24 protein-coding genes are annotated in these 24,087 nt (G+C 51.6%); 12 read left to right on the top strand and 12 right to left on the bottom strand.

The genetic code is table 11. The features are described 5' to 3' along the window. Window positions 1-12: 12 nt before the first annotated feature. A complete protein-coding gene (locus MWU62_RS03230) occupies window positions 13-1,188 on the top strand; it encodes a YbfB/YjiJ family MFS transporter (RefSeq protein WP_247113468.1) in 1,176 nt (391 codons plus the stop codon). Then, window positions 1,188-2,060, top strand: coding sequence for an AraC family transcriptional regulator (locus MWU62_RS03225; protein ID WP_247113467.1), 873 nt, complete (start codon window positions 1,188-1,190; stop codon window positions 2,058-2,060). Before MWU62_RS03230 ends, MWU62_RS03225 begins: the two co-directional genes overlap by 1 nt. Here the strand turns inward: MWU62_RS03225 and MWU62_RS03220 are convergent. Beyond that, window positions 1,990-2,640, bottom strand: a complete 651-nt coding sequence (locus tag MWU62_RS03220) for a LysE family translocator (RefSeq protein ID WP_247113465.1) — start codon at window positions 2,638-2,640, stop codon at window positions 1,990-1,992. The genes MWU62_RS03225 and MWU62_RS03220 overlap by 71 nt on opposite strands. Before the next feature lie 88 nt (window positions 2,641-2,728). Further along, window positions 2,729-3,889 carry a hypothetical protein gene (locus tag MWU62_RS03215; RefSeq protein WP_247113463.1) on the bottom strand — a complete coding sequence of 387 codons (1,161 nt, stop codon included), beginning with the start codon at window positions 3,887-3,889 and terminating at the stop codon, window positions 2,729-2,731. A gap of 134 nt (window positions 3,890-4,023) precedes the next feature. Between MWU62_RS03215 and MWU62_RS03210 the strand changes: the two genes are divergently transcribed. Continuing rightward, on the top strand, window positions 4,024-4,797 hold the full coding sequence (locus MWU62_RS03210) for a hypothetical protein (protein WP_247113462.1): 774 nt from the start codon (window positions 4,024-4,026) through the stop codon (window positions 4,795-4,797). Between the two features lie 16 nt (window positions 4,798-4,813). On the opposite strand, the gene MWU62_RS03205 is transcribed toward MWU62_RS03210, so the two are convergent. Next, complete coding sequence (locus MWU62_RS03205; RefSeq protein WP_200365393.1) at window positions 4,814-5,269, bottom strand: winged helix-turn-helix transcriptional regulator; 456 nt, start codon at window positions 5,267-5,269, stop codon at window positions 4,814-4,816. Window positions 5,270-5,549: 280 nt separating this feature from the next. On the opposite strand from MWU62_RS03205, the gene putA reads away from it, so the two are divergent. Next, complete coding sequence (putA, locus tag MWU62_RS03200; RefSeq protein WP_247113460.1) at window positions 5,550-9,179, top strand: bifunctional proline dehydrogenase/L-glutamate gamma-semialdehyde dehydrogenase PutA; 3,630 nt, start codon at window positions 5,550-5,552, stop codon at window positions 9,177-9,179. Window positions 9,180-9,230: 51 nt separating this feature from the next. On the opposite strand, the gene MWU62_RS03195 is transcribed toward putA, so the two are convergent. Together MWU62_RS03195 and MWU62_RS03190 are read right to left on the bottom strand one after the other, a co-directional pair. After that, entirely contained in the window at window positions 9,231-9,929 is a 699-nt protein-coding gene (locus MWU62_RS03195) for a lytic transglycosylase domain-containing protein (RefSeq protein ID WP_247113458.1), read from the bottom strand. Window positions 9,930-10,129: 200 nt separating this feature from the next. Continuing rightward, a complete protein-coding gene (locus MWU62_RS03190; protein ID WP_071266942.1) occupies window positions 10,130-10,306 on the bottom strand; it encodes a DUF1328 domain-containing protein in 177 nt (58 codons plus the stop codon). A 201-nt stretch (window positions 10,307-10,507) separates the two neighbouring features. Here MWU62_RS03190 and MWU62_RS03185 point away from each other — a divergent pair, with 201 nt between their 5' ends. The 3 genes from MWU62_RS03185 (at window position 10,508) to MWU62_RS03175 (ending at window position 12,312) form a co-directional block, all read left to right on the top strand. Further along, window positions 10,508-11,032, top strand: a complete 525-nt coding sequence (locus tag MWU62_RS03185) for a hypothetical protein (RefSeq protein ID WP_247113457.1) — start codon at window positions 10,508-10,510, stop codon at window positions 11,030-11,032. Between the two features lie 26 nt (window positions 11,033-11,058). Next, on the top strand, window positions 11,059-11,295 hold the full coding sequence (locus tag MWU62_RS03180; protein WP_200365385.1) for a TIGR02647 family protein: 237 nt from the start codon (window positions 11,059-11,061) through the stop codon (window positions 11,293-11,295). 126 nt (window positions 11,296-11,421) lie between these two features. Next, window positions 11,422-12,312 carry a DMT family transporter gene (locus MWU62_RS03175; RefSeq protein ID WP_247113455.1) on the top strand — a complete coding sequence of 297 codons (891 nt, stop codon included), beginning with the start codon at window positions 11,422-11,424 and terminating at the stop codon, window positions 12,310-12,312. A 23-nt stretch (window positions 12,313-12,335) separates the two neighbouring features. On the opposite strand, the gene MWU62_RS03170 is transcribed toward MWU62_RS03175, so the two are convergent. Next, a complete protein-coding gene (locus tag MWU62_RS03170) occupies window positions 12,336-13,556 on the bottom strand; it encodes an iron-containing alcohol dehydrogenase (protein WP_247113454.1) in 1,221 nt (406 codons plus the stop codon). Between the two features lie 192 nt (window positions 13,557-13,748). On the opposite strand from MWU62_RS03170, the gene MWU62_RS03165 reads away from it, so the two are divergent. From MWU62_RS03165 to MWU62_RS03155, 3 genes are all read left to right on the top strand, one after another. Beyond that, window positions 13,749-14,672, top strand: coding sequence for a YegS/Rv2252/BmrU family lipid kinase (locus MWU62_RS03165; protein ID WP_247113452.1), 924 nt, complete (start codon window positions 13,749-13,751; stop codon window positions 14,670-14,672). Then, window positions 14,662-15,357 (top strand): monofunctional biosynthetic peptidoglycan transglycosylase, encoded by a 696-nt coding sequence (mtgA, locus tag MWU62_RS03160; protein WP_247113450.1) that lies wholly within the window; start codon window positions 14,662-14,664, stop codon window positions 15,355-15,357. Before MWU62_RS03165 ends, mtgA begins: the two co-directional genes overlap by 11 nt. A gap of 83 nt (window positions 15,358-15,440) precedes the next feature. Further along, complete coding sequence (locus tag MWU62_RS03155) at window positions 15,441-16,121, top strand: NAD-dependent epimerase/dehydratase family protein (RefSeq protein WP_247113448.1); 681 nt, start codon at window positions 15,441-15,443, stop codon at window positions 16,119-16,121. Here MWU62_RS03155 and MWU62_RS03150 read toward each other — a convergent pair. The 6 genes from MWU62_RS03150 to astA form a co-directional block, all read right to left on the bottom strand. After that, entirely contained in the window at window positions 16,113-16,898 is a 786-nt protein-coding gene (locus tag MWU62_RS03150) for a ZIP family metal transporter (RefSeq protein ID WP_247113446.1), read from the bottom strand. The genes MWU62_RS03155 and MWU62_RS03150 overlap by 9 nt on opposite strands. Further along, window positions 16,895-17,800 carry an alpha/beta hydrolase gene (locus MWU62_RS03145; protein ID WP_247113444.1) on the bottom strand — a complete coding sequence of 302 codons (906 nt, stop codon included), beginning with the start codon at window positions 17,798-17,800 and terminating at the stop codon, window positions 16,895-16,897. The genes MWU62_RS03150 and MWU62_RS03145 overlap by 4 nt, the downstream gene beginning before the upstream one ends. Next, a complete protein-coding gene (locus tag MWU62_RS03140) occupies window positions 17,797-18,294 on the bottom strand; it encodes a hypothetical protein (RefSeq protein ID WP_247113443.1) in 498 nt (165 codons plus the stop codon). The genes MWU62_RS03145 and MWU62_RS03140 overlap by 4 nt, the downstream gene beginning before the upstream one ends. Window positions 18,295-18,369: 75 nt before the next feature. Continuing rightward, on the bottom strand, window positions 18,370-19,035 hold the full coding sequence (locus MWU62_RS03135) for a hypothetical protein (RefSeq protein WP_247113441.1): 666 nt from the start codon (window positions 19,033-19,035) through the stop codon (window positions 18,370-18,372). Between the two features lie 209 nt (window positions 19,036-19,244). Then, the gene (locus tag MWU62_RS03130; RefSeq protein ID WP_247113439.1) at window positions 19,245-20,051 is read right to left on the bottom strand and encodes a DUF1338 domain-containing protein; all 807 of its coding nucleotides are present in this window, start codon (window positions 20,049-20,051) and stop codon (window positions 19,245-19,247) included. Next, window positions 20,041-21,147: an arginine N-succinyltransferase gene (astA, locus tag MWU62_RS03125; protein WP_247113437.1), complete on the bottom strand. Its 1,107-nt coding sequence runs from the start codon at window positions 21,145-21,147 to the stop codon at window positions 20,041-20,043. The genes MWU62_RS03130 and astA overlap by 11 nt, the downstream gene beginning before the upstream one ends. A 116-nt stretch (window positions 21,148-21,263) precedes the next feature. Between astA and MWU62_RS03120 the strand changes: the two genes are divergently transcribed. Both MWU62_RS03120 and MWU62_RS03115 read left to right on the top strand, forming a co-directional pair. Next, complete coding sequence (locus MWU62_RS03120) at window positions 21,264-21,692, top strand: Lrp/AsnC family transcriptional regulator (RefSeq protein ID WP_247113435.1); 429 nt, start codon at window positions 21,264-21,266, stop codon at window positions 21,690-21,692. A gap of 397 nt (window positions 21,693-22,089) precedes the next feature. After that, window positions 22,090-23,772: an AMP-binding protein gene (locus MWU62_RS03115; RefSeq protein WP_247113433.1), complete on the top strand. Its 1,683-nt coding sequence runs from the start codon at window positions 22,090-22,092 to the stop codon at window positions 23,770-23,772. Window positions 23,773-24,087 lie beyond the last annotated feature (315 nt).

The raw sequence follows: 24,087 nt of genomic DNA, 5'->3' as shown, positions 1-24,087 counted from the left end.
GTGGAGAACCCTGTGAAAACAATAGAAACAATAAGGGTGTTGGCGGCCAGCGTAATCGCGGTTGTCGTGATGGTCGGTATAGCCCGGTTCTCCTACACGCCGATGATTCCAGAGATGGTAGAAGCGCTCGGGCTTAGCCAGTCCGTTGTTGGCATGTTGGCGACGGTGAACTATGCCGGTTATCTCACCGGGGCGCTTCTGATTACCCGGATCAGTGATCTTGATCTTAAGGTGAAGCTGTATCAGCTCGGCCTTGTTGTGGCTGTGGTTTCTACGGTGCTTATGGGATATACCACCGACGTGTGGTTGTGGTTCTTGCTGCGTTTTGTCTCCGGCCTGAGTACTTCTGCAGGCATGCTGCTCGGTGCCGGTTTATTAATGAGTTGGTTGATCAGGAACAACGAAAAGTCCGAACTTGGCGTGTTTTTTTCAGGCATTGGGCTAGGCATTGTTCTTACTGCCGTGCTGGCAGAGTTAATAAAAGACCCCTTCACCTGGGATCAGCAGTGGGTCATTTACGGGCTGGTAGGGCTGGTGCTGATTGTTCCAGTGTGGCGTTGGACGCCAGACTACCGTGCCTGTGCCTTGCCGCGAACCGGGGGTGTGGTTGCTGGCGAAGACCGAAGCCGGTTTATCGTTATACTGCAGTTGGCCTACTTTTGTGCCGGTGTCGGATATGTTGTAACCGCAACCTTTTTGGTGGCTATTGCTGAATCCATACCCGAGCTTAGTGGTCGTGGCTGGCTTATCTGGCTGATTGCCGGGCTGGCGGCCACACCCGCTTGCTGGTTATGGGATGTGTTCTCCCGCCGTTGGGGGCAGTGGACGGCTCTCTACATTGCTTATACGCTCAACGCGGTCAGTATACTGATGCTGATCATGGACACGAGTATGGCAAGCGTCATGCTCAGTGCTGTGATTTACGGCGCCAGTTTTATTGGTATTGTCAGCATGATGCTGGCAATGGTGGGCCGAGTGTTCCCGGAAAACCCTTCCCGACCGATGAGCCGACTTACCTTCAGTTATGGTATCGCCCAGATGCTGGCGCCTGCTATCGTGGGTTATCTGGCGGACGTTGAAGGTAACTATACGAACGGCCTGTGGCTCACGCTGCTGGTGATGGCGCTTGGCGTGGGCGTGCTCCATATGGCGCGCAAGGCCAAGAGTAGAGAAATGGAACCAGCCTAATGACCGGCCCAATGAACAGGCCCACATCGACACAGCCGGTTTTCTGGCGAGACAGCGAGTTACCGCACGTTGAGTTACGACAAGTCAGCGATGGCCGTACTGTCTGCTATGCGCCCCATACTCATACGCAATGGTCGATGGGCGCGATTACCGCTGGGGAGAGTACCTTTGAATACGTTGGGCGCCAATATCACGTAAGTGAAGGTTCGTTGGTGTTCATGAACCCGGAATGGGTCCATGCCTGCAATCCGGTAGATAACCAACCCTGGGCTTATCTGATGTTGTATGTGGATGCGTCCTGGCTTGCTAGTTTGAGGTTTCGCCTGGGGTTTTTGGATGCGCCGGTTTGGCAGGATATACATTGCGACGTCACTACGTCTGCGGTTTTATATTCCGGCTTTCAGGCACTGGCCGACCGCCTGCTGGATAATGGTGTGTCATCAGAGCAAAAAGAGCATGACGTAGAAGCGTTTTTGTCTGAGGTGATGGTATCGATATCTGGAGCGGCTGGGCAGGCCGAAAAGCCGTTCCCACCCGCCCCTGAATCGCTACGGGAACTGGCCCGATATCTTGATGTTCACTGCACGGATGAGTTGTCTGTTGAGTGGATGGCGGAGCGTGCTGGTGTGTCTCCTTCGCATCTGGTTCGGGTGTTCCGAAAATACTATGGCATGACACCTCACGCCTATCAGATTAATCGACGTGTTCAGCTTGGGCAACGGGCTATTCGGCAGGGCGCTCCCATTGCTGATGCAGCTCTGGCGGCTGGTTTTTTTGACCAACCGCATTTTCAAAAAGTTTTTAAACGGTTGGTTGCTGCGACGCCGGGTCAATATAGCCGATCGCCAAAGCGGCATCCTGACCGAGTATAAGGTACAGGCAACTGATCAATAGCAATGCGGCGAGCACGCAGTTTACCGTTCGAAGTAGGCCCGGCCTCTGAACATACTGGCGCAGAAATCGCCCTGCCAATACCCAAGTGCTAAGTGACAGCCAGCAAATAGGTAAATAAAGGCTGGAAAACACGGCCAGTTGTATAAGGTCGCCGCCGGATGTGTAGGCTCCAATACCTGATGCGGACGCAAACCAGGCTTTTGGGTTCAGCCATTGCATCGCAGCGCCGGTCCAAAATCCGGGAGCGTTTCCCAGAGCTTTGTCTGAAATTTTCCCGTCATCGGTCGCCAGTCGGTAGCTGAGATAGAGCAGAAATGCGATGCCTGCCCAAGTGAGCAATCGATCGAACCCGGGAATCCACACCAAGGCAGAATGCAATCCCAGCCCGATAGCAAGAAACAGTGCGATAAACCCAAGCGTTGCTCCGGATACGAACCAAAAGCCTTGGCGCAACCGGTATCGGGTGCCGCTACTGAGACAAACAAGGTTCACCGGTCCAGGTGAAATCGAGGCCGCCAGCGCAAAGGCGGCCATTGGCAGAAGTAAGGCGAATGACATTGAAACAGTCCTCATCTCGAAATTATGAGTGAGGAGTCTGCTGCGATCCTGAATCTCGGTATTGTACAAAATTGCGCGGGCGTGAACGTTATTGCTCTGCGGCTTCATAAAAAGCCCGGCTTTTCGCGTAAACGGGCGCCATATCCACCATCGTAAATCCCATCACTGGCTCATACAGAGAAAAGGAATAGTTTGCCCCCAGCGTTAGGCTTTCCCAATATTCGGTAATGCCGCTTTCGCGTTGATCAATGCTCGGGTAGCTGGCGTGTTCAAAGTACCCAGTTTTAGTCATTTGGTAAGTGATTTCGATAGGCGCTGAGGCAGCTATCAGTGTGTATCTTTGCAAACCGGGATAAACCGCAACAGCACCGGCTAAGCCTAGGATGATGGCGAGCCCTATGTGCTCCGCCTTTGGTGCGCCTTTTCCCAAATGAATGCCCAGAGCACTTGCTAACAGTCCGGCAAAAACAAACGGCCATAGTGGCCATTCGCCGACAACTAAGAAGTTGGTGAGCAGTAGGTAGTCAACAAGAGCATATATACCCAGTCCTGCCAGAAGCAACAGCTGTATCACCATGCCCTTATGCTGGAGTAAATCGAAATGGCCTGCCAGTGGTCCGGTGTCATCTGTAGGGGTGGTCGTAAAGCTAAGGTTGTTTGTCGCTAAGGATAGAGCTTGCACGAGAGGGGCTTCAGCAAGTAGTGCTTCGGCCTTGGATTGGGATTTTCCGAATAATGCGCCAAAGCCCATCCGGTGATCCGGGCCGCCTTCTCTTAAAAAATTGTAGGGCTGCAGCCGATAGGTTTTTTCGCGCGTGATAATGCTAAGCCTCGCCTTTTGAATAGCCTGTGGAATATTTTGAACTCCACTAGCGGGAGCCAGTTCAACACTTTGGATGGCGGATAATGGGATGCGGTGGCTGCCGGTGGTCAGGCCCCAAAAACCTAGCCCGGTTAGTCGGGGGATGTTGATTGTAAGCCCTTCGTTAGTGAGAACTAATCGAATCTTGTGCTTGGCCAGCAACACAATGGTGCTGATTAGTAAAACCAAGCTAAAGAGCGGTACCTCAACATATACGTCGCCGTTTTCATTCAGGTATAGCTGGCTTAGCTCTAACTCCTCGAGGTTGGGAAGGTCTAGCAGCAGGAAGGTGCTAGCTAGCAAGACTAGAAGAAATGATCCGGTTACGGTGAGGAATGCACTACGTTTAAGTATGCTGGTTGCGTACCGGAAGCGTTGTGTCGCCATTGTTTGATGTCGTCCCTGAATCAGAAAGTTGTGAGTTAATGATAAACATTAACGAAACTGAAAGGCGAGATGTTTTACCGCTCTCTGGAAAGAGCTATGGTATAGGTCGTCCTAAAGTGGAGCGTTAACCAGAAATGCCAATATCGGAAGGTGCGCAACATTACGTTCTAATGCTGATTCCCAGCCTTCTGGGTGATATAGAAAAGCTGGGTTTGCGCAGGATTATTCGTAGTTCTGATTTCTCGGAACAGAAGGTAACGGCGCTTTACTTTGAATTTGTGTCCATCAAGCGAGTCTTACCTAGCAATCCAGACGCCATCGAACCCGCTATTTGGGAACACTTGCTCCACTGTGTGCGAGTGATGAGCTCGCTGGTGAATTTGGCTACAACAGAAGATTTGGAACGGGCTCGCGATATCGCAGTGCGCCGATATTTGCCCCATGCAAAAGAGAGCCTTAAGAGCGAGTTCGAGAAGATGCGTAGTGAGGGTAAGGTGGATTTTCGGCTGGCGGGTATTCTGCGTCAGGGAGATGTATCAGAAAACTCAGAACAGGTTTGCATGGAGGCTATTCGGCGTGAACGGGAACAGCGCGTGGAATCCATCAAGTGTCTCGGTATAGAACACCTAACCAGTCATGAAGCCTTTGTTGTGGAGTCTGCCAAGGCTTATGTTTTGTCCCAAATAGATGAGGCGCCTGAAAATTTTGGTGTTCTGGATTTGGTCATTCGCCTTCTGGATCTTCTGCGGCTGGTACTTGTTCTGGAGTCCCGCTCTCCCGGTGGGGCCAGCGCTGTGTCCTCAAACTTTACGGTGGAAAACATAGTGCTGGGTATTGGCAACGCCATGTACCGAGGTGAGTTGGGTTTGAACGTCTCTTCTCTCGGCTTGGCTAGAGTCAAAAACTAGACCGCCTCTCCTCACATTAAATCCCAGCATCTTTAACGTTCTCCATCACCACAAACGTGCTCGTTTGTAGCACATGGGGAAGGGCAGAAATTTGTTCTCCTAACACCTGTCTGTACTCCGCCATATTGCGCGTTCTAACTTTCACCAAGTAATCAAAATTGGCAGCAATCATATGGCACTGCTCAACAGCCGCAATCTGTTTAACGGCTGCGTTAAACGCTTTGAGCGACTCGCTGCTGGTGTCACTCAACGTAATCTGGGCAAAAGCGATATGGTTTTGACCGAGCTTGGTCTGGTTTACCAACACGGTGTAGCCCGTGATCAGCCCTTGCTCTTCAAGCCTGCGCATGCGCACCTGACACGGGGTTTTGGACAAACCCACTCGTGACGCAAGTTCAGTAACGGTAATCCGCGCGTTCTTTTGCAGCTCGCGGATGATGGAGTGATCGATTCGGTCTAGTTCGCTCGTCATGTTTTATCCTCCACAAAGCCTATAACCGCTACTTTCGGGCAAGTTATGGCCATGGACACTATGCTGTAGGTGAAGGGGGGCTGATCCCACAAGGGTTTTACGTCAGTGTGGGTTTTCGTTTTGGTCAATTAATCTGAAATTTTATGGTATTAAAGCGAAATAGTACATTTTCAGCTGACAATAAAGCCGAAATTAAAAGTGTTTTGGGTCCTTACAGAGAAATAGTCTTTGTCGTTGTCGGTAGAATGCGGCAAAGACAAATAAATAAGAGGGTACAAGTATGAGATCGCAGCAATCAGTGGCTCCAGAGCTTGCTAGCAGTCGGTTGGCAATTCGCGATTACTATCTCGAAGATGAGTACAAAGTGATTCACGAGATGATTGCTGAGGCCCAGTTGTCTGAAGCAGAGCGGGCAGCAATTTCTGCCCGTGCTGCCGATCTGGTACGCAGTGTCCGGCAAAGCGCAAAATCCACAATTATGGAAAAGTTTCTTGCGGAATACGGCCTCACTACTAAAGAGGGCGTAGCGCTGATGTGTTTGGCAGAAGCGCTGTTGCGCGTGCCCGACAGCACAACGGTCAATGCGTTGATTGAAGATAAGATTACCTCAGGCAACTGGGGCGCTCACGTGGGCAAAGCCACCTCGGCATTTATCAACTCCACCACCGTTGCGCTGTTAATGACCAGCAATCTGCTTAAGGATTCTGAGCGTCATACCGTGGGTGATACCCTGCGAAAACTGGTTAAACGCCTCGGTGAGCCGGTTGTCCGCACGGTTGCGGGGCAGGCCATGAAGGAAATGGGCCGACAGTTTGTTCTGGGCCGTGATATCGAAGAAGCCCAGAGCGAAGCCCAATCCTACATGGCGAAGGGTTATACCTACTCCTACGACATGCTTGGTGAAGCTGCTCGCACAGATGCCGATGCCCGTCGCTATTACGAGTCCTATTCCAGCGCTATCGATAGCATCGCCAAGAACTGCAAAGGCGATGTGCGTAAAAATCCCGGTATCTCGGTTAAGCTTTCTGCACTTCTAGCCCGTTACGAATATGGTCAAAAAGAGCGGGTAATGAATGAACTGGTTCCCCGCGCACTTGAGCTGGCGAAGAAGGCCGCAGCTGCGAACATGGGCTTCAATATTGATGCTGAAGAACAAGACCGGCTTGATCTTTCTTTGGATGTTATCGAAGCCATTTTGTCTGACCCGGCACTGGCCAACTGGGACGGTTTTGGCGTGGTAGTTCAAGCCTTCGCCAAACGAGCTTCCCACACGCTTGACTGGCTGTATGCGCTCTCTGTAAAACTTGATCGCCGAATCATGGTTCGCTTGGTCAAAGGCGCATACTGGGATGCTGAAATCAAGCGCGCTCAGGTCATGGGCCTGTCGAACTTTCCTGTGTTCACGCGCAAGGCGTGCAGTGATGTTGCCTACCTCTCATGCGCCAAAAAATTGATAGGTATGAGCGACCGTATCTACTCCCAGTTCGCTACCCATAATGCGCACTCTGTTTCTGCCATACTTGAACTGACCCGGGCCGCTGGGCTGAAGAGTTACGAGTTTCAGCGTCTGCACGGTATGGGCGAATCGCTGCACAATCAGGTACTGAGCGAGAGCGGAGTGCCGTGCAGAATCTATGCGCCTGTAGGAAAGCACAGCGACCTGCTGGCTTACCTTGTGCGTCGTTTGCTTGAAAACGGCGCCAACAGTTCATTTGTAAACCAGATCGTGGACACCAGTATCACTCCGGAGGAAATTGCCAAGGACCCCATTGATTCGGTTCAGGAACTGGGCAAAAACCTGTCGAGCAAGGCCATAGTGCACCCCGCCGATTTGTTTGGTGCCAAGCGCCGCAACTCGAAAGGCTGGGACATTACCGACCCTGTAACGGTTGCACGTATCAATGAAGGCCGTGGCGCATTCCGCAGTCATCAATGGTCGGGTGGTCCGCTGATTGCTGCTGATGTTACCGGCACCGAGGTTCTGGAAGTCAAAAACCCTGCTAATCCGGATGATCTAGTTGGGCATATCACGCAGGCCAATGAAGCCGATGTAGATGCTGCCATTACAGCTGCTGAGCAAGGCTTCACAAGCTGGTCGGCCATGCCTGCAGAAGATCGTGCTGCGTGCGTGCGTAAAGTGGGTGACTTGCTGGAAGAAAACGCAGACGAGTTGTTTGCGCTAACCACCCGTGAAGCGGGTAAATCCTTGCTGGATGGTGTTGCTGAAATCCGCGAGGCGGTAGATTTCTCGCAGTTTTATGCCAATGAAGGTTTGCGTTACAAAGACGATGGCGAAGCTCGCGGCATTATTTGCTGTATATCACCGTGGAACTTTCCGTTGGCGATTTTTGCTGGGCAGATCCTCGCAAACTTGGCTGCCGGTAACGTTGTCGTTGCCAAGCCAGCAGAGCAAACGTCTTTGTTAGCCGTTCGTGCGGTTGAGCTAATGTACGAAGCCGGAATTCCCAAAGATGCCATTCAGCTTCTACCAGGTTCCGGTTCCACTGTAGGTACGGCGCTGACTTCTGACTCCCGAGTGGCGGGGGTTTGCTTTACCGGCTCTACGGCAACGGCTCAGCGTATCAATAAAGTTATGGCGGAAAACATGGCGCCTGATGCACCGCTGGTGGCCGAAACCGGCGGCCTAAACGCCATGATTGTGGATTCAACAGCTCTGCCGGAGCAGGTGGTTCGTGATGTGTTGGCTTCGTCGTTCCAGAGTGCAGGCCAGCGTTGTTCGGCCTTGCGCATGCTGTATGTGCAGAAGGACATTGCCGACAACTTGTTGGAAATGCTCTACGGAGCAATGGAAGAGCTGGGCATTGGCGATCCTTGGGCACTCTCTACCGATGTGGGGCCTGTTATTGATGAAGCTGCCCGCAAGAAAATTGTGGATCACTGCGATAAGTTCGAGCGCGAAGGGCGCTTGCTTAAAAAGCTTCCGGTGCCAGAAAAAGGGCTATTCGTCTCTCCCGCTGTACTGAGGGTCAGCGGGATTGAAGAGATGGAAGAAGAGATTTTCGGGCCAGTGCTGCATGTGGCCACATTCGAAGCCAAGGACATAAACAAGGTTGTGGATGCGGTAAATGCCAAAGGCTACGGCCTCACATTCGGCATCCATAGCCGGGTTGATAACCGTGTTGACCAGATTGTCAGCCGTATCAAGGTTGGCAACACCTACGTTAACCGTAACCAGATCGGTGCGATTGTAGGCTCCCAGCCATTCGGCGGGGAAGGTCTTTCCGGGACCGGTCCGAAAGCAGGTGGGCCGCAGTACGTTCGACGTTTCCTAAAAGGTGCTACTGCTGAGCGCTCAGCAGAAACCAGTAATAAAACAGTTGATGGCAAAAAGCTGGACGGGCTGATTGGTAAGCTTAGCAAGCTGACTGTGCCAGCGCCGACGGCCAGAATCCAAGCTATGGAGCCCGTCTTCGGTAAGGTGCCTGAACCTCTAGATGCGCAGGTTGAAGAGTTGCCGGGACCAACGGGCGAACTCAACCGGCTTTCCAACTACCCTCGCGGAACGGTTTTGTGTTTGGGGCCAGACAAAGAAACCGCATTGGCACAGGCCGCCATGGCCCTGTCTCAAGGCAACAAAGTGGTGGTTATTGCACCGGGTATTGACGATTCTGTCGGTCGTGCAGCTCAGGCTGGCTTGCCGATAGTGGGCGTTGAGGGGCTTCTGGAGCCGGAAGTGCTTGCTAATGCCAGCGGCTTTGAAGCCGTTGTAAGCTGTGCTGACCAGACTCTCTTGCGCCAGTATCGTTTGGCGCTGGCCAAGCGCGATGGTGCACTGCTTCCGCTAATTACAGAACACACGCTCGATCAGCGTTTTGTAATTGAGCGTCACCTTTGTGTAGATACGACAGCGGCCGGTGGTAACGCCAGCCTGATTGCAGCATCTGAGTAACGTTAATCCTATGGCTGGAAGCTCTCATGGATGAGGCTTCCAGAGTTCGGCTTAATTGCTCGCGTAGCGCTCATGCAGTATGCCGACTCTCTCAACATAGGCCTTGGTTTCAGCGTAGGGTGGTATGCCTCCGTAACGGCTTACGGTGCCCGGTCCTGCATTGTAGGCAGCGGTTGCCAGCCGGGTATTCCCCTTGAAGCGTTCCAGCATTTTGGCAAGGTAGGTCACTCCACCGCGAATGTTGTCTGCTGCAACCATTGCATTCTGCACGCCAACTTCCAAAGCTGTTCCCGGCATCAGTTGCATTAGTCCTTGAGCACCCACAGGGGATAGAGCCTTTTCATTGAACGCGGATTCCGCATGAATCACTGCGCGCACCAGCGCCGGGTCTACTCCGTATTCCTGAGCAGCTGTTTTGATTTCTGTGTCGTAGCGGCCGGTGAAGAGAGGCGTTGTACGCCAGTTTACGTGGGAGTCTGGATCGCAAGCGTAGCAATAGAAGCTGATAACATCGAAGCTTGTCACGTCAGGCTGCGTGCCGCTGTAGGCAACAACGCCGTTATTGTCCTTGTAGCGAAAAACTGTCTCGTTTTTGCTTGAGGCGCGACCACGGCTGTTGCTTTTTACATTGGTAAATTCCACTCTGCCATCAGGGTGGAGAATACGCTTGATAGTGTCTGCTGCAACCGGTGCCGGTAACCAGACGAGAGCGATTAGAAAGGGCAGTGCGAGTGTTTGGAAGCGTATCATTTGCTACTCACGGGAAACGCAATCAAAAATGTTGCTGCGAGCAATGTTAAAACATGAACAGCACAGATTATACGGCGTTACCGGCAAGAAATGATATTTCGTATTGTGGGTGAAATGTTACTGGGTGGTGCTGGAGAGGGTTTAAACGGTGCCCGGGCGCGTTGAAAGCACCCGGGCCGAAAATCGCGTCAGACAAGACTCTATATTTTTGGTCCACGCCCGCGTACAGCATTGGCAACAAGAGAAATTACCAACAAAATTAAGAAGATAAAAAACAGGACTTTGGCGATACCAGCCGCCGTACCCGCAATGCCCCCAAAACCAAGGACACCGGCAATAATGGCAATAACAAGACAAACTACAGCCCAATAGAGCATAACTATTCCTCTTTTTTTGGCTTCCATCTCAAAATGACACAGGCTTGGGTGATGCACAAACGCCAACTGGCTTCAGTGTCGTTCTGGAGCGGTTTTTACGTTCTATTTTGGCTTTTAAGGCTCTGTTTTTATTGATATAGACGAGTTTTATTGTCAGTTTATTAAGCTTTTATAAGATAAGCTGTTGGTCGGGATATTGTTATGGTGGTGCTACTGCTATTCTTGAATAACCTAGCTCCGGAGACATTTATGAATGTAAGACCCACAGCGTTTGCCCTTTTAGTTTCTGCCTTGTGTGTGTTTAGCTCACAGCTGCAGGCTGAAATAAATAATTCCTCGGTGGAAAATCTCAAGCAGGAAACCCAAGAGCTTGGAGAAGCATTGCAGGAATACGGGGCCGACCAGAAGGATCAGGCGGAGGATTCCATTAACCGGGCGCTCTCGGCATTAGACAAGCGTATTGCAGAACTCGAACAAGAGCTTTCGGAAAACTGGGATGAAATGAGTAACACGGCGCGGGAACGTTCAAAAGAAAGTCTGGCGTCCTTACGCGAACAGCGTGAACGAGTGCAAAACTGGTATAACGAACTCAAGGCTAGCTCAGCAACGGCATGGGAGCGGGCTAAAAAGGGCTTTTCAGAGGCCTATGAAGCACTTTCTGAGCAGTGGAATGAAACTGAGCAAGATTTAACCCTTGAGCAGAAAAAAAGAAAAGAAAGTATCTGACCACCAAAACCAGACAAGGAAATACAATGCCATTCTCTTCAGACCATATTGCAGAGCTCAATCTATTGTCGCAGTTTGAATCTTCTTCGGGTCAAGCAGGTATTAAAGTGCACCGGAGCGATGCGGCACCAGAGACCGTGCAGGCCGCGGAGCGTCTTTTTGCCAAGGGGCTGATCACACGGGACGACGGCGGCTATCTCACGCCTATGGGTAGTGAAGCTGTAGAGCTGACCCAGAAGCTTCAATCTATCCTCACGACCTAAGTGTTTGCAACAAGACCCCGAGAGCTATTTGTAATAGCTACCCAGTCGGAGGTCCGTTTCTGTTCCGCAAGCGAGCCAGCCACTACACTGGCTCGCGCTTCGGATATCTGATCTCGGCAGCCAGCTATGCAATCCTTATTTTATTCATTTTTTGTTCCCGCGCTGTTTGTGTGGCTGTGGAGTACCGGATTTATCGGTGCCAAATATGGCTTGCCCTATGCTGAGCCATTTACCCTTCTTTTGATTCGAATGCTTTTGACGCTAGGCCTACTTGCTGGGCTTGCCGCTATGCTTAAAACCCGTTGGCCTGGCTGGCGGGCGGCAGGGCATCTTGCGGTAACAGGCCTGCTCGTCCACGGCTGCTACCTTGGTGGTGTTTATTACGCAATTCAGGGTGGAATGCCCTCTGGGATAGTGTCTTTGGTGGTTGGCTTGCAGCCACTGGTCACGGCGGGTGTTGCTGTGGTTGTTTTAAAAGAAACCGTTTCATGGCGGCAATGGCTGGGGTTGGGGCTTGGCCTTCTGGGTGTAACGCTGGTTCTGCTAGAGAAGTTTGGCGGGGCAGGCAACCCGGGTGAGAGCTTCCCGTTGTGGACGCTGATATGGGCACTGCTTGCTTTATCAGGCATTTCTCTGGGTACTGTGTATCAAAAGCGCCATGGCACAGGCGCGGATTTGGTGGCTGGCACCATTATTCAATATGGCGCCGCCGCCACCTTCTTCGCACTTGGCGCACTCCTGCTCGAAACCCGCGAGGTGGTGTGGTCAGTGCAGCTTCAGCTTTCCATGGCTTGGCTGGTTTTAGGTGTTTCCATTGGCGCCATATTGTTGTTGATGTGGCTGATCCGCCGGGGTGCGGCTTCTCAGGTGGCCAGCCTGTTCTATCTTGTCCCTCCGGTAACCGCTTTGGAAGCCTTCTGGCTGTTTGATGAGCGCTTAGGCGTACTGGCTATCATCGGTGGCATTGTATCTATTACGGGTGTTGCTCTAGTGGTGTCTCAGAAACGCCCGGTATAAGGGGCGTTCTGGCAGGGCGGCTGTTATGCAGTTTGCTCACTTATAGTGCGGAGCACTTGAATAATCTCTTTTTTATTCAAGTATTTGGGTACTGCATAGGTTCCGTGTGCTTCCTTCATGGCGGCTTGTGCCATAGTTGTAAAGTGCCTTTCGTTGATGCCTGCTACTTCACGCGCTATGGGCAAGGCTGCAAGCAGTGCATTAACTCGCTGGATCAGTTTGTCAGTTGCCAATGCGTCTGCATCTGTATCCGTGGCAAGATCACATAGCCTAGCTAATGCTGCCAGTCGCGTTTGTGCGCTGTGCCTGTTTACCTCAAGGATGTGTGGCAGAACAATGGCATTGGCGCGGCCGTGAGGAACGCCATATTGAGTGCCGAGCTGATGGGCAATAGCGTGTACATAACCTAACCCCGTCTTGTTCAACGCCAAACCGCCATAGTTTGCAGCCAGTGCCATGGCGCTTCGTGCCTCATAGTCCTGGCCATTCTCACAGGCTTTTTCCAAATGCTTGAACACCAGCTTTATACCGGCACCCGAATGGAACTCGGTTTCAGGCGTGGAAAAATCGCTGACCCAGGATTCCAGACAATGAGTAAGCGCGTCAATGCCAGTGTCCGCGGTGACCGACTTGGGCATGCCAGCCATTATTTCCGGGTCCAGAGCCGCCGCCAAAGGAACTACTTTGGGGTCGATTAGGAGATTTTTTACGTGGGTGGTTTCATCGGCTATAACGGCCCCGATTGTTGCTTCCGAGCCGGTGCCTGCCGTTGTTGGGATAACAAAAAGAGGGAGCGACGGCTTTCTCGCTTTTAGAACACCCATAAGCTCCTGAGGTGTTTTGTGGTTAGTAGCTGCCAAGGCCATTACTTTCGCAGCATCAATTGAAGAGCCGCCGCCGATAGCCAGAACCGCGTCACAGCCATTCTGGTGAAGCATGTTTAAGCCTTCTTCTACCACTGAAAAACCCGGGTCTGGCGTCACCCCACTGTAAACAACTGATTCGATCCCTAGCGCATTCAGACGCTCCGAGACTGGGTCTATAACTCCCAGTCCGAATAGTACATCGTCGGTGACCAATAAAACCCGCTTGAAACCAAAGTGGGCCATGTGCTCAACCAGCCTGAGGCGCGACTCGGTTCCCAGAAGTAAATTGGGAGTAGGGCTTGGTATTAGTTTTGTTACTAATTTGAGTGCAGTCAATTGCGCTTTGGAGCGCACAGGCGTGATCAGCTCGGTAATCATTTACAGTTTCCCTGTTGTTATCGTAAAGATCAGGCATTGACTATAGTTTGACAATCCGTCAGTTGGAAATGGCTCCAGTGTCCTTATCGTAACGTCTGGAAAGTAATGTTTGAGGTATTGTTGACGGAGTGTTTAGGGGGGGTATGAACTTTTTCAAGTTACTATTCAAGCTACTAAAGAGATCGTGATGGTATGAATTATTGGCTGGTTGCAAACCCGGAAGCAGGCGATGGCCAGAGAGGGAGGGACTTTTGGCTCCAAAATCTGGCTAATGCCGGTATTACGAGCCCAAAGTGTTGCGACCTTCAGGAGCAGGCTTGGAAGGCGCAGGTAAAGCCAGACGACATTGTTATGGTGGCCGGTGGCGACGGTTCTGTGAACGCTGGAGCCCAGTTGTGCCTTGAGCGTAATGCAACGCTGGCCGTACTACCTTCGGGCACCGCCAATGATTTTGCCCGCAACCTTGATTTGCCGGAGGACCCAGCTGCGCTGTGCGAGTTGGTTCAGCGAGGTGCTACTCAGCAAGTTGATGTGGCAGAGTTCGGTGACGGAATTTTTCTTAATGTGGCTCATGTTGGCTTGGGAACGCTTCCGGCCAGAGAATCACAAGGCGCCGCCAAAAAGCTGTTTGGACGCTTCAGCTATGGCTTTGAGCTGCTACGACGAGTAAATGCCAAACGCGGGTTTCATGCAGAAATAACATGCGATGAAGCATTTGTGCGGGGCCGTTGGTTGTCAATTGCCATATCCAGCGGAGCCTTCTTCGGGGGTGGTAATGAGATTCCGCAAGCAACTGCAGATGATGGAATGCTCGATATTATTGCCGTCAAACCACGCCCCTTGGTTCAGCTATTGCTCACTTTTCTTATGGTTCGGTTTAGCGGTAAATCCCCGAATCGCACCAGCACGGTGGTTCACCTGAAGGGGAAGCGCTGCGACGTTATTACGTCAAAACCGAAAACTGTGACGGTGGACGGCGATGAGGCAGGTAAAACACCACTGCATGTGGTGTGCAGGAAGCACTGCCTACGGGTAATTGGTGTTTCGGTAGTGCGTACCGGAGAAGCTGAAAGCAGCCGGTCAGGCTCTCCACAGCAGGGTGTATATGGCTCGTAAATCCGTCGCAAAGCGACTGTTTCGCTGGGCTACCGGGGCGCTGGTCATTGTGTTATTGCTGATTTTGACCGTGCTCATCCTGTTCCGGTATGTAAATCCGCCAACCTCAGCGTTTATGATCAGTTACAGCTATGCCAACCCGACTAAAGAATTAGAGCAGACATGGGTGAGTCTGCAGGAAATTTCGCCGTGGATGCCGCTTGCGGTTGTAGCCAGCGAGGATCAACGGTTTCCAGATCATTGGGGTGTTGATTTTTCAGCAATCCAAAATGCGTTGGCAGAGTACCGTGCCGGAGAAGGGCTTCGGGGCGCCAGCACGATTACCCAGCAAACCGCAAAAAACCTGTTCCTCTGGAATGGCCGTAGTTTTGTTCGTAAAGCTCTGGAGGCTGGGCTCGCACTTGCCGTTGACGCACTTTGGCCCAAACAGCGGATTCTTGAGGTGTATCTAAATATCGCCGAATTTGGGCCCGGTATATATGGCGTGGAAGCTGCCAGCAGGGCTCACTTCGGAATCCCCGCGCACCAGCTCTCAGCAAATCAGTCGGCCCGGCTTGCTGCGGTTCTGCCGAATCCTAAGGTGTTGAGTGCTGCATCGCCATCGTCCTATGTAAGAGAACGGGCATTCTGGATTCGCGGCCAGATGGACCAGCTTTCGGGGCTAAAATATCTGAAGGATCTGTAAACCGCTCTCGGGCATCACCAGTTCATAGATCAAGGCGGATGTTTTGGTACGATGAGTATCAGAAAAAAATAAAAGAGAACGTTATGAATGTGCTATTGCTGGGTTCTACCGGCCTGACCGGTGGGTTGGTTCTTGAAGGGTTGCTGGCTCGTGATGAAGTTGAGTCGGTGATTGTACCTGTTCGCAAACCTCTGGAGTCTGCTCACAAGAAGCTGCGTCAGCAGGAAATAGATTTCGATCGCATGGTCGATTATGCAGAGCTTTTTGAGGTGGATGTCATCATTTGCTGTCTGGGCACGACGATCAAAAAGGCCGGTTCTCAGGAGCAGTTTCGTAAGGTGGATTACGGCTATTGCCTGAAAGCCGCCGAACTTGGCCGCGAAGCGGGTGCGCGTGGGTTTATTCTGATGTCTGCGATTGGCTCCTCATCCTCATCGACTATTTTTTACAATCGGGTCAAAGGCGAACTGGAAGATGCTGTAAAGAATCTGGGATATCCCTATCTGTCTATTTATCACCCGAGCCTGCTATTGGGCGATCGGTCAGAGCACCGTCTTGGGGAGGCAATTGGCGCCAAAGCCATGCCGCTGGTCAATAGAGTGCTTTTGGGGCCTTTGGAAAAGTACCGTGGGATAGAAGCACAAACCGTTGCGTCTGCCATGGTCAACGAGGCCTGCTCATTGGCCATGGAGCCTGTGGCAGAGCAGGTTGTTCTAGTGCATCAATACGAAGATATTGTGGCGCTGGCTGGCGCGTCAGCCTAGCGTGGCATCCAGAAACATCATCACGACAAAACCTACCAGTAATGCGAATGTTACTTGCGCTTTGTAGTGGTTCCGGTGGGTTTCGGGAATGATCTCATTGCTGATGATGAACAGCATGGCGCCAGCAGCAAAGCCCAGTGTCCAAGGCATGATGGGCTCTGCCAACCAAACCATAGTAGCGCCAAACACGCCACCGATGGGTTCGGCGAGGCCTGTCATCAAGGCAATGGTGAACGCTTTGGTGCGAGAATATTGAATAGCCATGAGCGATAGCGCAACAGCAAGGCCCTCCGGGATATTCTGAATGCCAATTCCCAGCGCCAACACAAAACCGTTGCGCACGTCGCCCCCGGCGAAGCCCACACCTACAGCCATACCTTCCGGAAAGTTATGCAGTGTTATGGCGATAATAAAGAGCCATATACGGCGTATGTGGGAGGCATCTGGTCCTTCCGGCCCAAGGTTGAAGTGCTCGTGGGGCAGCTTTTGATGAACGTAATACAAAGCACCTGCGCCGGATAGTATGCCGAATATCACAAGCAATGCTGCAGCCCAGGTTGAGCCCAGTAGTGCCTCACCATGTTCCAGCCCCGGCAACAGTAGGGAAAAGAAAGAGGCTGCCAACATCACGCCTGCAGCTGCAGCAAGCATGCTGTCTTGCAGCCGGTCAGATAGGTCTTTGATGAAGAATACGGCCAGAGCACCAATGCCGGTAGCAAGGCCTGCCAACAGACTTGCCAGTGCGCCTAGCCAAATAATGCTGATATCTGAATTCATGATGGCAAAGGGCTCCTTACATCAGTTTTATTTGCTAGCCGTCGGCGAATGTTTGTGAACAGCTTGTCTTGGAAATCTTCAGCTAAGGGGTAGAGGTGCCCAGTGGCAGGAAGCAAAGTCAGTTCTGCATTAGGTAGATGTTCCGCAAGGTGACGTGCGTAGTCTACGGGCACGAATGCATCGTCCTCTCCTTGGTATATCAGAATAGGCGTCGGTACCTGATTTAAGCGGAAACCCCAGTCCTTAAGTTCGGTGAGCAGGTCGGTTGCTATGGCCTTACCGCCGCTTTCCATACAGACCATCTGATCTTGTTGGAAGGTATCTCCACGCAGCAACAGGTTTAGCAGGTCGTGATCAGATTGGTTAACCAGCTTTTTCGCTTCCCGCATGTATAGCCTTGGGTGGCGTCGGGAGAGGCGGGCTATAAGTCGCACTGAGAACTTTACGAGACCGGGACTATATCGTGCCAGCCATGGAATTGGCCAGTTGGCTCCCTCGCGCAGTGTTTGGCGGCTGTCGTATTCTGAAAAATTGGTGTAACCCGAGAGGCAAACGCCCAGTTCCACTCTCTCACTCAGTGCGTAACAACAGGCCAGAGTGCGCGACCCGCCGCTAGACCAGCCGAAGTGACTGAATGTCTCCAAGCCAAGTGAATCTGCCAGTTGCTCGATATCCTTTGGGTAGTTCAGTAATTGGCGCCCCTGCTGATAATCTGAACCACCGATACCGGGGCGATCAGGCGCAAGAACTCTGAAGCCATGCCGCAGCGCTTGATTATGGAAAAACTGGCCTTGAACCCGACACCCTGGCATGCCGTGACTGAAAATCAGAGGGTATCCATGCGGGTCGCCAACGTCTGTGTAGGCTAATGTGCGCCCATCGCGCAGAACCAGCGTTTTCAATCTGTTGCCTGAGTTGGTTTTGTTGATCGTGACAGTGTGGGCTCACAACCAATAACCTGCCTTGCTTGCGTGTGTGCGTGCAGATACCAACGGTTTCCTGACTTGGTGAAGGCTTGCGCAGAGATGCTGAAATCGGCTGTTTCCATGGTGACGGGGATCGGCGAACCGTCGGCATGGCGATAGACGCAACTGATGCCGAGAGTCATCGGGGTAGCAACGGGAAGGGCGATAAAGCCATCCTGTCGAACTTGTGGCGTATCACCGTTAATCGTGATGATTTTGAGGCAGGGGCCGTAATGAACTCGGCCCTGTTCCTTAAGGTATTCGCTCAGGCAGTGCTGGGCGCTCAGAAGAACCGTATTGCGGTCTGCCGCTTCTGCTTTTGATGACCGGTTTTCATTGCCTGCCGTGCTCTCAGGGGGAGTGTCTGACAGTGACTGGCAGCCAGTCAGTAAGAGCAGGCAGGCAATTGTAAGTGTGACAATAGGCTTCATCGCTACTCCTTGTTGCATGGAACAAAATGGAATTGTTCGGGAACAAGGTGGTAGTTTAGCCTAATCAGTGGTGCTCTAGCTTGCCCGCCCAAACATCCGTTCGAAAAATCCAGCAGAACGCACGTCCGGGATTGGCAGTGTGTCTAACTCATCCATTGCTGTGCGCCAAAAGTGCTCTGGGTTGTCCAGTTCTGCAACCAGCGCACGTTCCTCACGGCTGTAATGGTTATGGTCTCCCTCCAAGCCTTTTTCTATAAGTGCCTGTGTCCACAAATACACGGCGCCGCGCACGGTTCTGAGAATGCCTGAGTAAACGTCTCTGCTGAGGTTAATGGCCAGCTCGGCACTGAGGTTGATCTGCTTCTGTAGGATGGCCATGTCATCGGCATCAAGCAGCAGACGATTGCCGTCGCCTTTTTTGCTGTTAACGCAGATTTTTTCCAAAGACTTGGTGCCGTCGACCAGGTCAAGGTGAGCAAACTCTGTCGTTTGTTGATCACTTACCGGCGCTGGAATCCATCCGTATTGAGGGGATTTCGCAACAATGTGTCCAGGCAAATCTTTTCGATAGGGAGGGGCGGCATCATGATCCTGATAGCCATCGAGCTCTGAGCGTAGCCATGCGGCCATTTTTTTATGGCGCAGCATCATCGCCAGAGTGATCGCCGAAGGCATGATGTCTTCAAGCAGTTCGCCCGAATCTTGGGTGCGCTCTTCGAGATGGTTTACGGATGCAGACATTTCTCTTCTCCAGCGGCGCTTGCCCTTGGGGTGCTGCCGCCATTTTGTTGTTATGTAGCCACTTGCAATGCTTATCAACTGGCTGCCTGTTAAATATACTGACGTTTAAAAAGTAGACAATTAACTTGCTGCACACCGTTGTAGAAAGTTGTTTCTTTGTAACGGCGCGTAAGCAGCGTCTGCTGGCCTGCATAGTGCGCCGTTAAGAGTTACATACTGGCGTTGGTACTCTCGAAGATCTTGTCTGCAGAGGCGGCCACAAACCCGCTGTAAAGGCTGCCGTCGGGCTTGGCATAGCGTAATGCGAACTCATAAAAGCAGCTGGGAATGGTTACTTCCCGATCACTAAACTGAACCGGAACCCGGTCGGCCATGGTGGAAGACTGCTCGAGCAAATCCTCCGGAGAGCCTTTCACTTCGCCGCCGGAAGCATTCACCTTGAAGCCGCTATCCTTCAAGAGTTGGTTGATATCAGCGACTGTCTTAAAGTTATGCAGATGATTTACGCTTACGGTGAAGTGATTTGCCCGGTAACCCCAAGCTGCGAGCCAAGCTGCATATTCGCTTTCGTCTAACAGCATGCGATAGGTGTCGTAATCCAAACTCCAATGTCGGCCTGAATACAGAAAATTGTCTGCAGCAACGCTTTCCTCTGTGACTCCTTCGACTAACTTTTTCACCACTGTTTGAAGCTCTGGTGAGCATTGTTCCGTTAGCAACTCTGAAATAAACACCCGTGGAGCCTCTGGGTCCGGGTGCTCATAATGGCGGGCATAGAGCTTTTTGGCTTTGAAGTGGTATTCGCCTCCTTCTCGGTACCCTAAGCCCAGAAAATGTTCTGCAAGTGCATCCAACCCTACAGGCTGCAAGTTGAAGGTGCGCAGCGCGATATGATCGTTGATGATTGCTTGGCCTTCCTCGGCCCCCAAAATACGATGTATTTGCACAGCCGATGGCGTAACATTTTGATAATTCGCCCAAAGGTTTCCGAATAAAGCGTTGCGATCAGTATGCATAACTTAACTCCATGGCGGTATTTCGGGTTTGTGCTGGTCTCGCGTGGCTCAACGGCAAAATGCGCGAGAGATCGCCGTCTTCAAGGTGAAGTTTGTCAGCCATCGCAGGAGAAATGATCAGGTTACCCGACTCCTCGAATGAGTCGGCTGTGATCGTTGCCCGAAAGTCTACTGTACCTGCGTTGGTTATAAGCGTTGGCTCGTTTGCCACGTGTTGCCTATGCCCAAGCCCGCTTCTTCCAAGTGTTTCCGACTCATCAATACTAACTCTGCAAGCTGTAGAAGCTCTCACACTGCGAATATCCGCCAGTGCACATTCAACCGTTGGCCCCGCATCAAAAAGATCTATAAACCCTTTGTGTTGAAACCCTTCTGCTTCAAGTATCCGCAAAGCTGGCCGGGTTTGGCTGTGCACTTGGCTGAGAACCGTGCGGGCTGCTTGGCTCATAAGGCAGGTATAAAGTGGATGAGATGGCATCAGCTCATCAATGAAGTCCGTGTAGCCAGCGCCAACCAAATGCGTAGCCTGACTGAACTCCATATCCACGAAGTGGGCTCTCAACCAATTCCAGAAAGGTGACTGACCGGAAGCGTCTGAAACTCCACGCATTTCGGCAATTATGTTTTGTGAAAAACGCTCAGGGTGGAGGGCCATGAATAGGAAGCGTACCCGGGAGAGTAGTTTCCCCGCGTTGGCCTGACGAAATTCCGGTCGTAAATAGAGCGAGCAAATTTCGGAATAGCCGGTGTAATGGTTGCAGCGGGTGAGGGTTTCTACGCTATGGCGAAGATCAAGGTCCCGGGAGTGGTGAGTAACCGTATTGCGCCGGAAATGGTAAAGCGGCTGAGTATGCCCTGCGTTGGCCTCAATGCCGGTGGTGCCCATAATGTCGCCAGTGGCTTCATCCTCAAGCACAAACAAATAGTGCTCATCGGCAGGACGAACCACCTTGCGCTCAAAACTGGCCATGGAATGGTCAACTTTTTGTGCCAAAGCGTCCCTGTTTGGCATTAGAGATGTGAACCCCGGGCCGGACTCTTCGGCTATCTGAAACAGGGTGTCCAGATCTTTGTCGGTAATAGGGCGAATGATCATGGGCTGCAACCTGACGTTGTTTCGAAACAGTATGCCGTGGGGCTCTGCCAGTTTGCAGATGCATTTTGATCGTAATGAGCTATGCTTTTACCAAAATAACCCAGCGGCTTGCCAAAATGATCAACGATAAAGACCAGAAGCTGCTTATGCTGCTGCGGCAAAACGCCAGAATCAGCATTACGGACTTAGCTAAGGCGCTAGACCTGTCGCGCTCAACCGTGCAAAACAGGATAGCTCGGCTGGAATCCACCGGTGTTATTGCGGGCTATGCCGTCCAATTGGGAGGAGCTTTTTCGTCCAACCAAGTTGAGGCACATGTTTCTATAAAGGTTGCCCAGAAGCTGACGGCACGAACAAACTCATTGCTTGAAGGTATTAGTCAGGTATCACAGCTGTTTTCGGTAAGCGGGGAGTACGATCTTATAGCAATTTTGCAAGCACGGTCTTTGGAAGAGCTGAGTGCTGTATTGGATGAGATTGGTAATCTTGAGGGTGTTGAGCGCACTAACTCGGCAGTGGTTTTAGAAACCCGCTTCCGCCGCTAGGCGCTTTCTCGTGTTGTGCTAACGCAAGATTCTCAGGTGCCAAGCATGCCTGCGTAGGCGCTGTATAAAAAAGCGGCTGATCCAAGCAGGATAAATCCCCAAGCAGGGAAAATTAGGAAAGAGCGGGTCGATTGTCTCATGGTGGTCTCCTATGAGTGATGGAATTCGATACGCTGCAATTTCCACTCTAGACCAATCTTGACGAATGTCACATAAAAATTATCAGCCTCACTCAGCCACTTGTCGAATATGGGATGGTTTAGTCAGTGACGCAGGTGTTTAATGCCATTGAGGTCTCACAAAATACCGCTACTATCCGTACTGACACTTATTAAACTGGGTCTATATCTTAAAGTTGGCCTAGTGCTGACAGCGATAACAAAAATAAGGAGTTTTCATGGCAGTGAATCCCGACAGGCAGACATCTTTGCACTGTTTATACTATTGGGCAGAAAAAATCCCCGAAAAGGTATATCTGACCCAGCCATACCCTGACGGCTCTGTTGCAGACATTACTTGGAAACAAGCCGCTGATCAGGTTTCACGCATGGCGGCTCATATCAACAGCCTTGGGCTGTCAGAACGCAGCAAAATCGCCATTCTGGGCAAAAATAGTGCTCACTGGCTGTTGTCAGATCTTGCTATTTGGGCGGCCGGACATGTTTCTGTGCCGCTTTACCCTACGCTTAATGGCGAGTCGGCTGCTTATATCCTTGAGCACAGTGGAGCAAAACTTCTGTTTCTGGGTAAGCTCGACGGAACAGCGGATGGTTGGAACGATATAAAAGGGCACATTCCTACCGATCTTCCTATTATCTCTTTGCCTATGTCGCCGCGAGATGACACGCCCAAGTGGCTGGATATCATTGCCGAGCATGAGCCCGCAGCGCCGGTACTGCCGGACCCCGATAGCTTGGCCACCATTGCTTACACCTCTGGAAGTACCGGGCGCCCCAAAGGTGTGATGCACAGTTTTCGCGCGATGATGTCAGTTGCAGATGGTTTGCAGCAGATGTTCACGGCTTCGTCAGAGGATCGCATGCTGTCTTACCTGCCTCTGGCCCACGTGGCTGAACGAGCGGCTGTTGAAACCCAATCGCTGTACTTCGGCTTTCATGTGTATTTTGCCAATACACTGGATACCTTCCAGCAGGATTTACAGCGTGCCCGGCCCACTCTGTTCTTCTCGGTTCCTCGGCTGTGGATGAAATTTTACCTTGGCATTAACGCCAAGTTGCCGCCTAAAAAGCAAAAACTATTATTCAATATTCCGTTAATCCGCTCCGTGGTTAAAAAGAAGGTTCTCAAACAGCTGGGGTTGGATCATTGCAGGGCCGCTCTAACAGGAGCGGCGCCTTTGTCTGAAGAAATAATTACCTGGTACCGGGGCCTTGGGCTGGAATTGCTGGAGGTTTACGGCATGACAGAAAACTTCGGTTACTCCCACGCGAGCCGACCCGGACAGGCCAGAATCGGCTATGTAGGTGTAGCAAACCCCGGGGTAGAACACCGTATAGGCGATGGTGGAGAGTTGCTGGTGAAGAGCCCCGGCATGATGTTGGGCTACTATCAGGATGAAGCGAAAACTCGCGAAGACGTTACCCCCGATGGTTTTCTCAAAACCGGCGACATGGGTGAAATCAACGCCGATGGTTACCTGAAGATTACGGGGAGAGTAAAAGACCTGTTCAAAACCTCGAAGGGTAAATATGTTGTGCCGGTTCCTATTGAAAATCGGTTTAATCATCCATCGGTGGAAGCTGTCTGTGTGGCTGGTGCAAACCAGCCTCAACCCTGCCTAATGTTGCTTCTATCAGAGGAGGTTCGGGATGCGCTTGCAGCAGGTATGAACCGGGAGGAGCTGGAGCAGGAGCTGCTAAACGAATTGGATGCGGTGAACGAAGGCTGCGAGGCCCATGAAAAAGTGTCGTTTGTTGTGGTGGTGAAAGAGCTTTGGACCATGGAAAACGGCATGCTGACGCCCACCATGAAAATCAAGCGTAATGTGATTGAGGATGTATACAACCGCAAAATGGATGCTTGGTTTGAGCAGAAAAAGAAAGTGGTGTGGGAGTTCTAGCGTAGCAATGCAAAACGCCGGTGGTTCTGAGATCAGAACCACCGGCGTTTTCAGTTTGGCTAGTTGCTTCAGGGCTGCGCTATATGGTGCAGCTCTTTACGTTAGCCCGACTGGAATCAGTGTCCGCCTTGCATCTGGGTGATATCAGGCGTTACAGCTACAGCCTTACGGTTAAATGACCGTAGTTTACGGCTCATAAATTGAACCGCCATCTTTGCAGCCGCACGTGTGTGCTGACTTCTCACCGCAGTACTGTTGTGGAGGATACTGGACGGTAGCGGTTTAACGGTTGTCATATGTCTTTGTGCCATAGCG

Source organism: Marinobacter sp. S6332, from assembly GCF_023016045.1.
Taxonomy (GTDB): Bacteria; Pseudomonadota; Gammaproteobacteria; order Pseudomonadales; family Oleiphilaceae; genus Marinobacter.
This window is presented reverse-complemented; position numbering and strand designations above follow the sequence as displayed.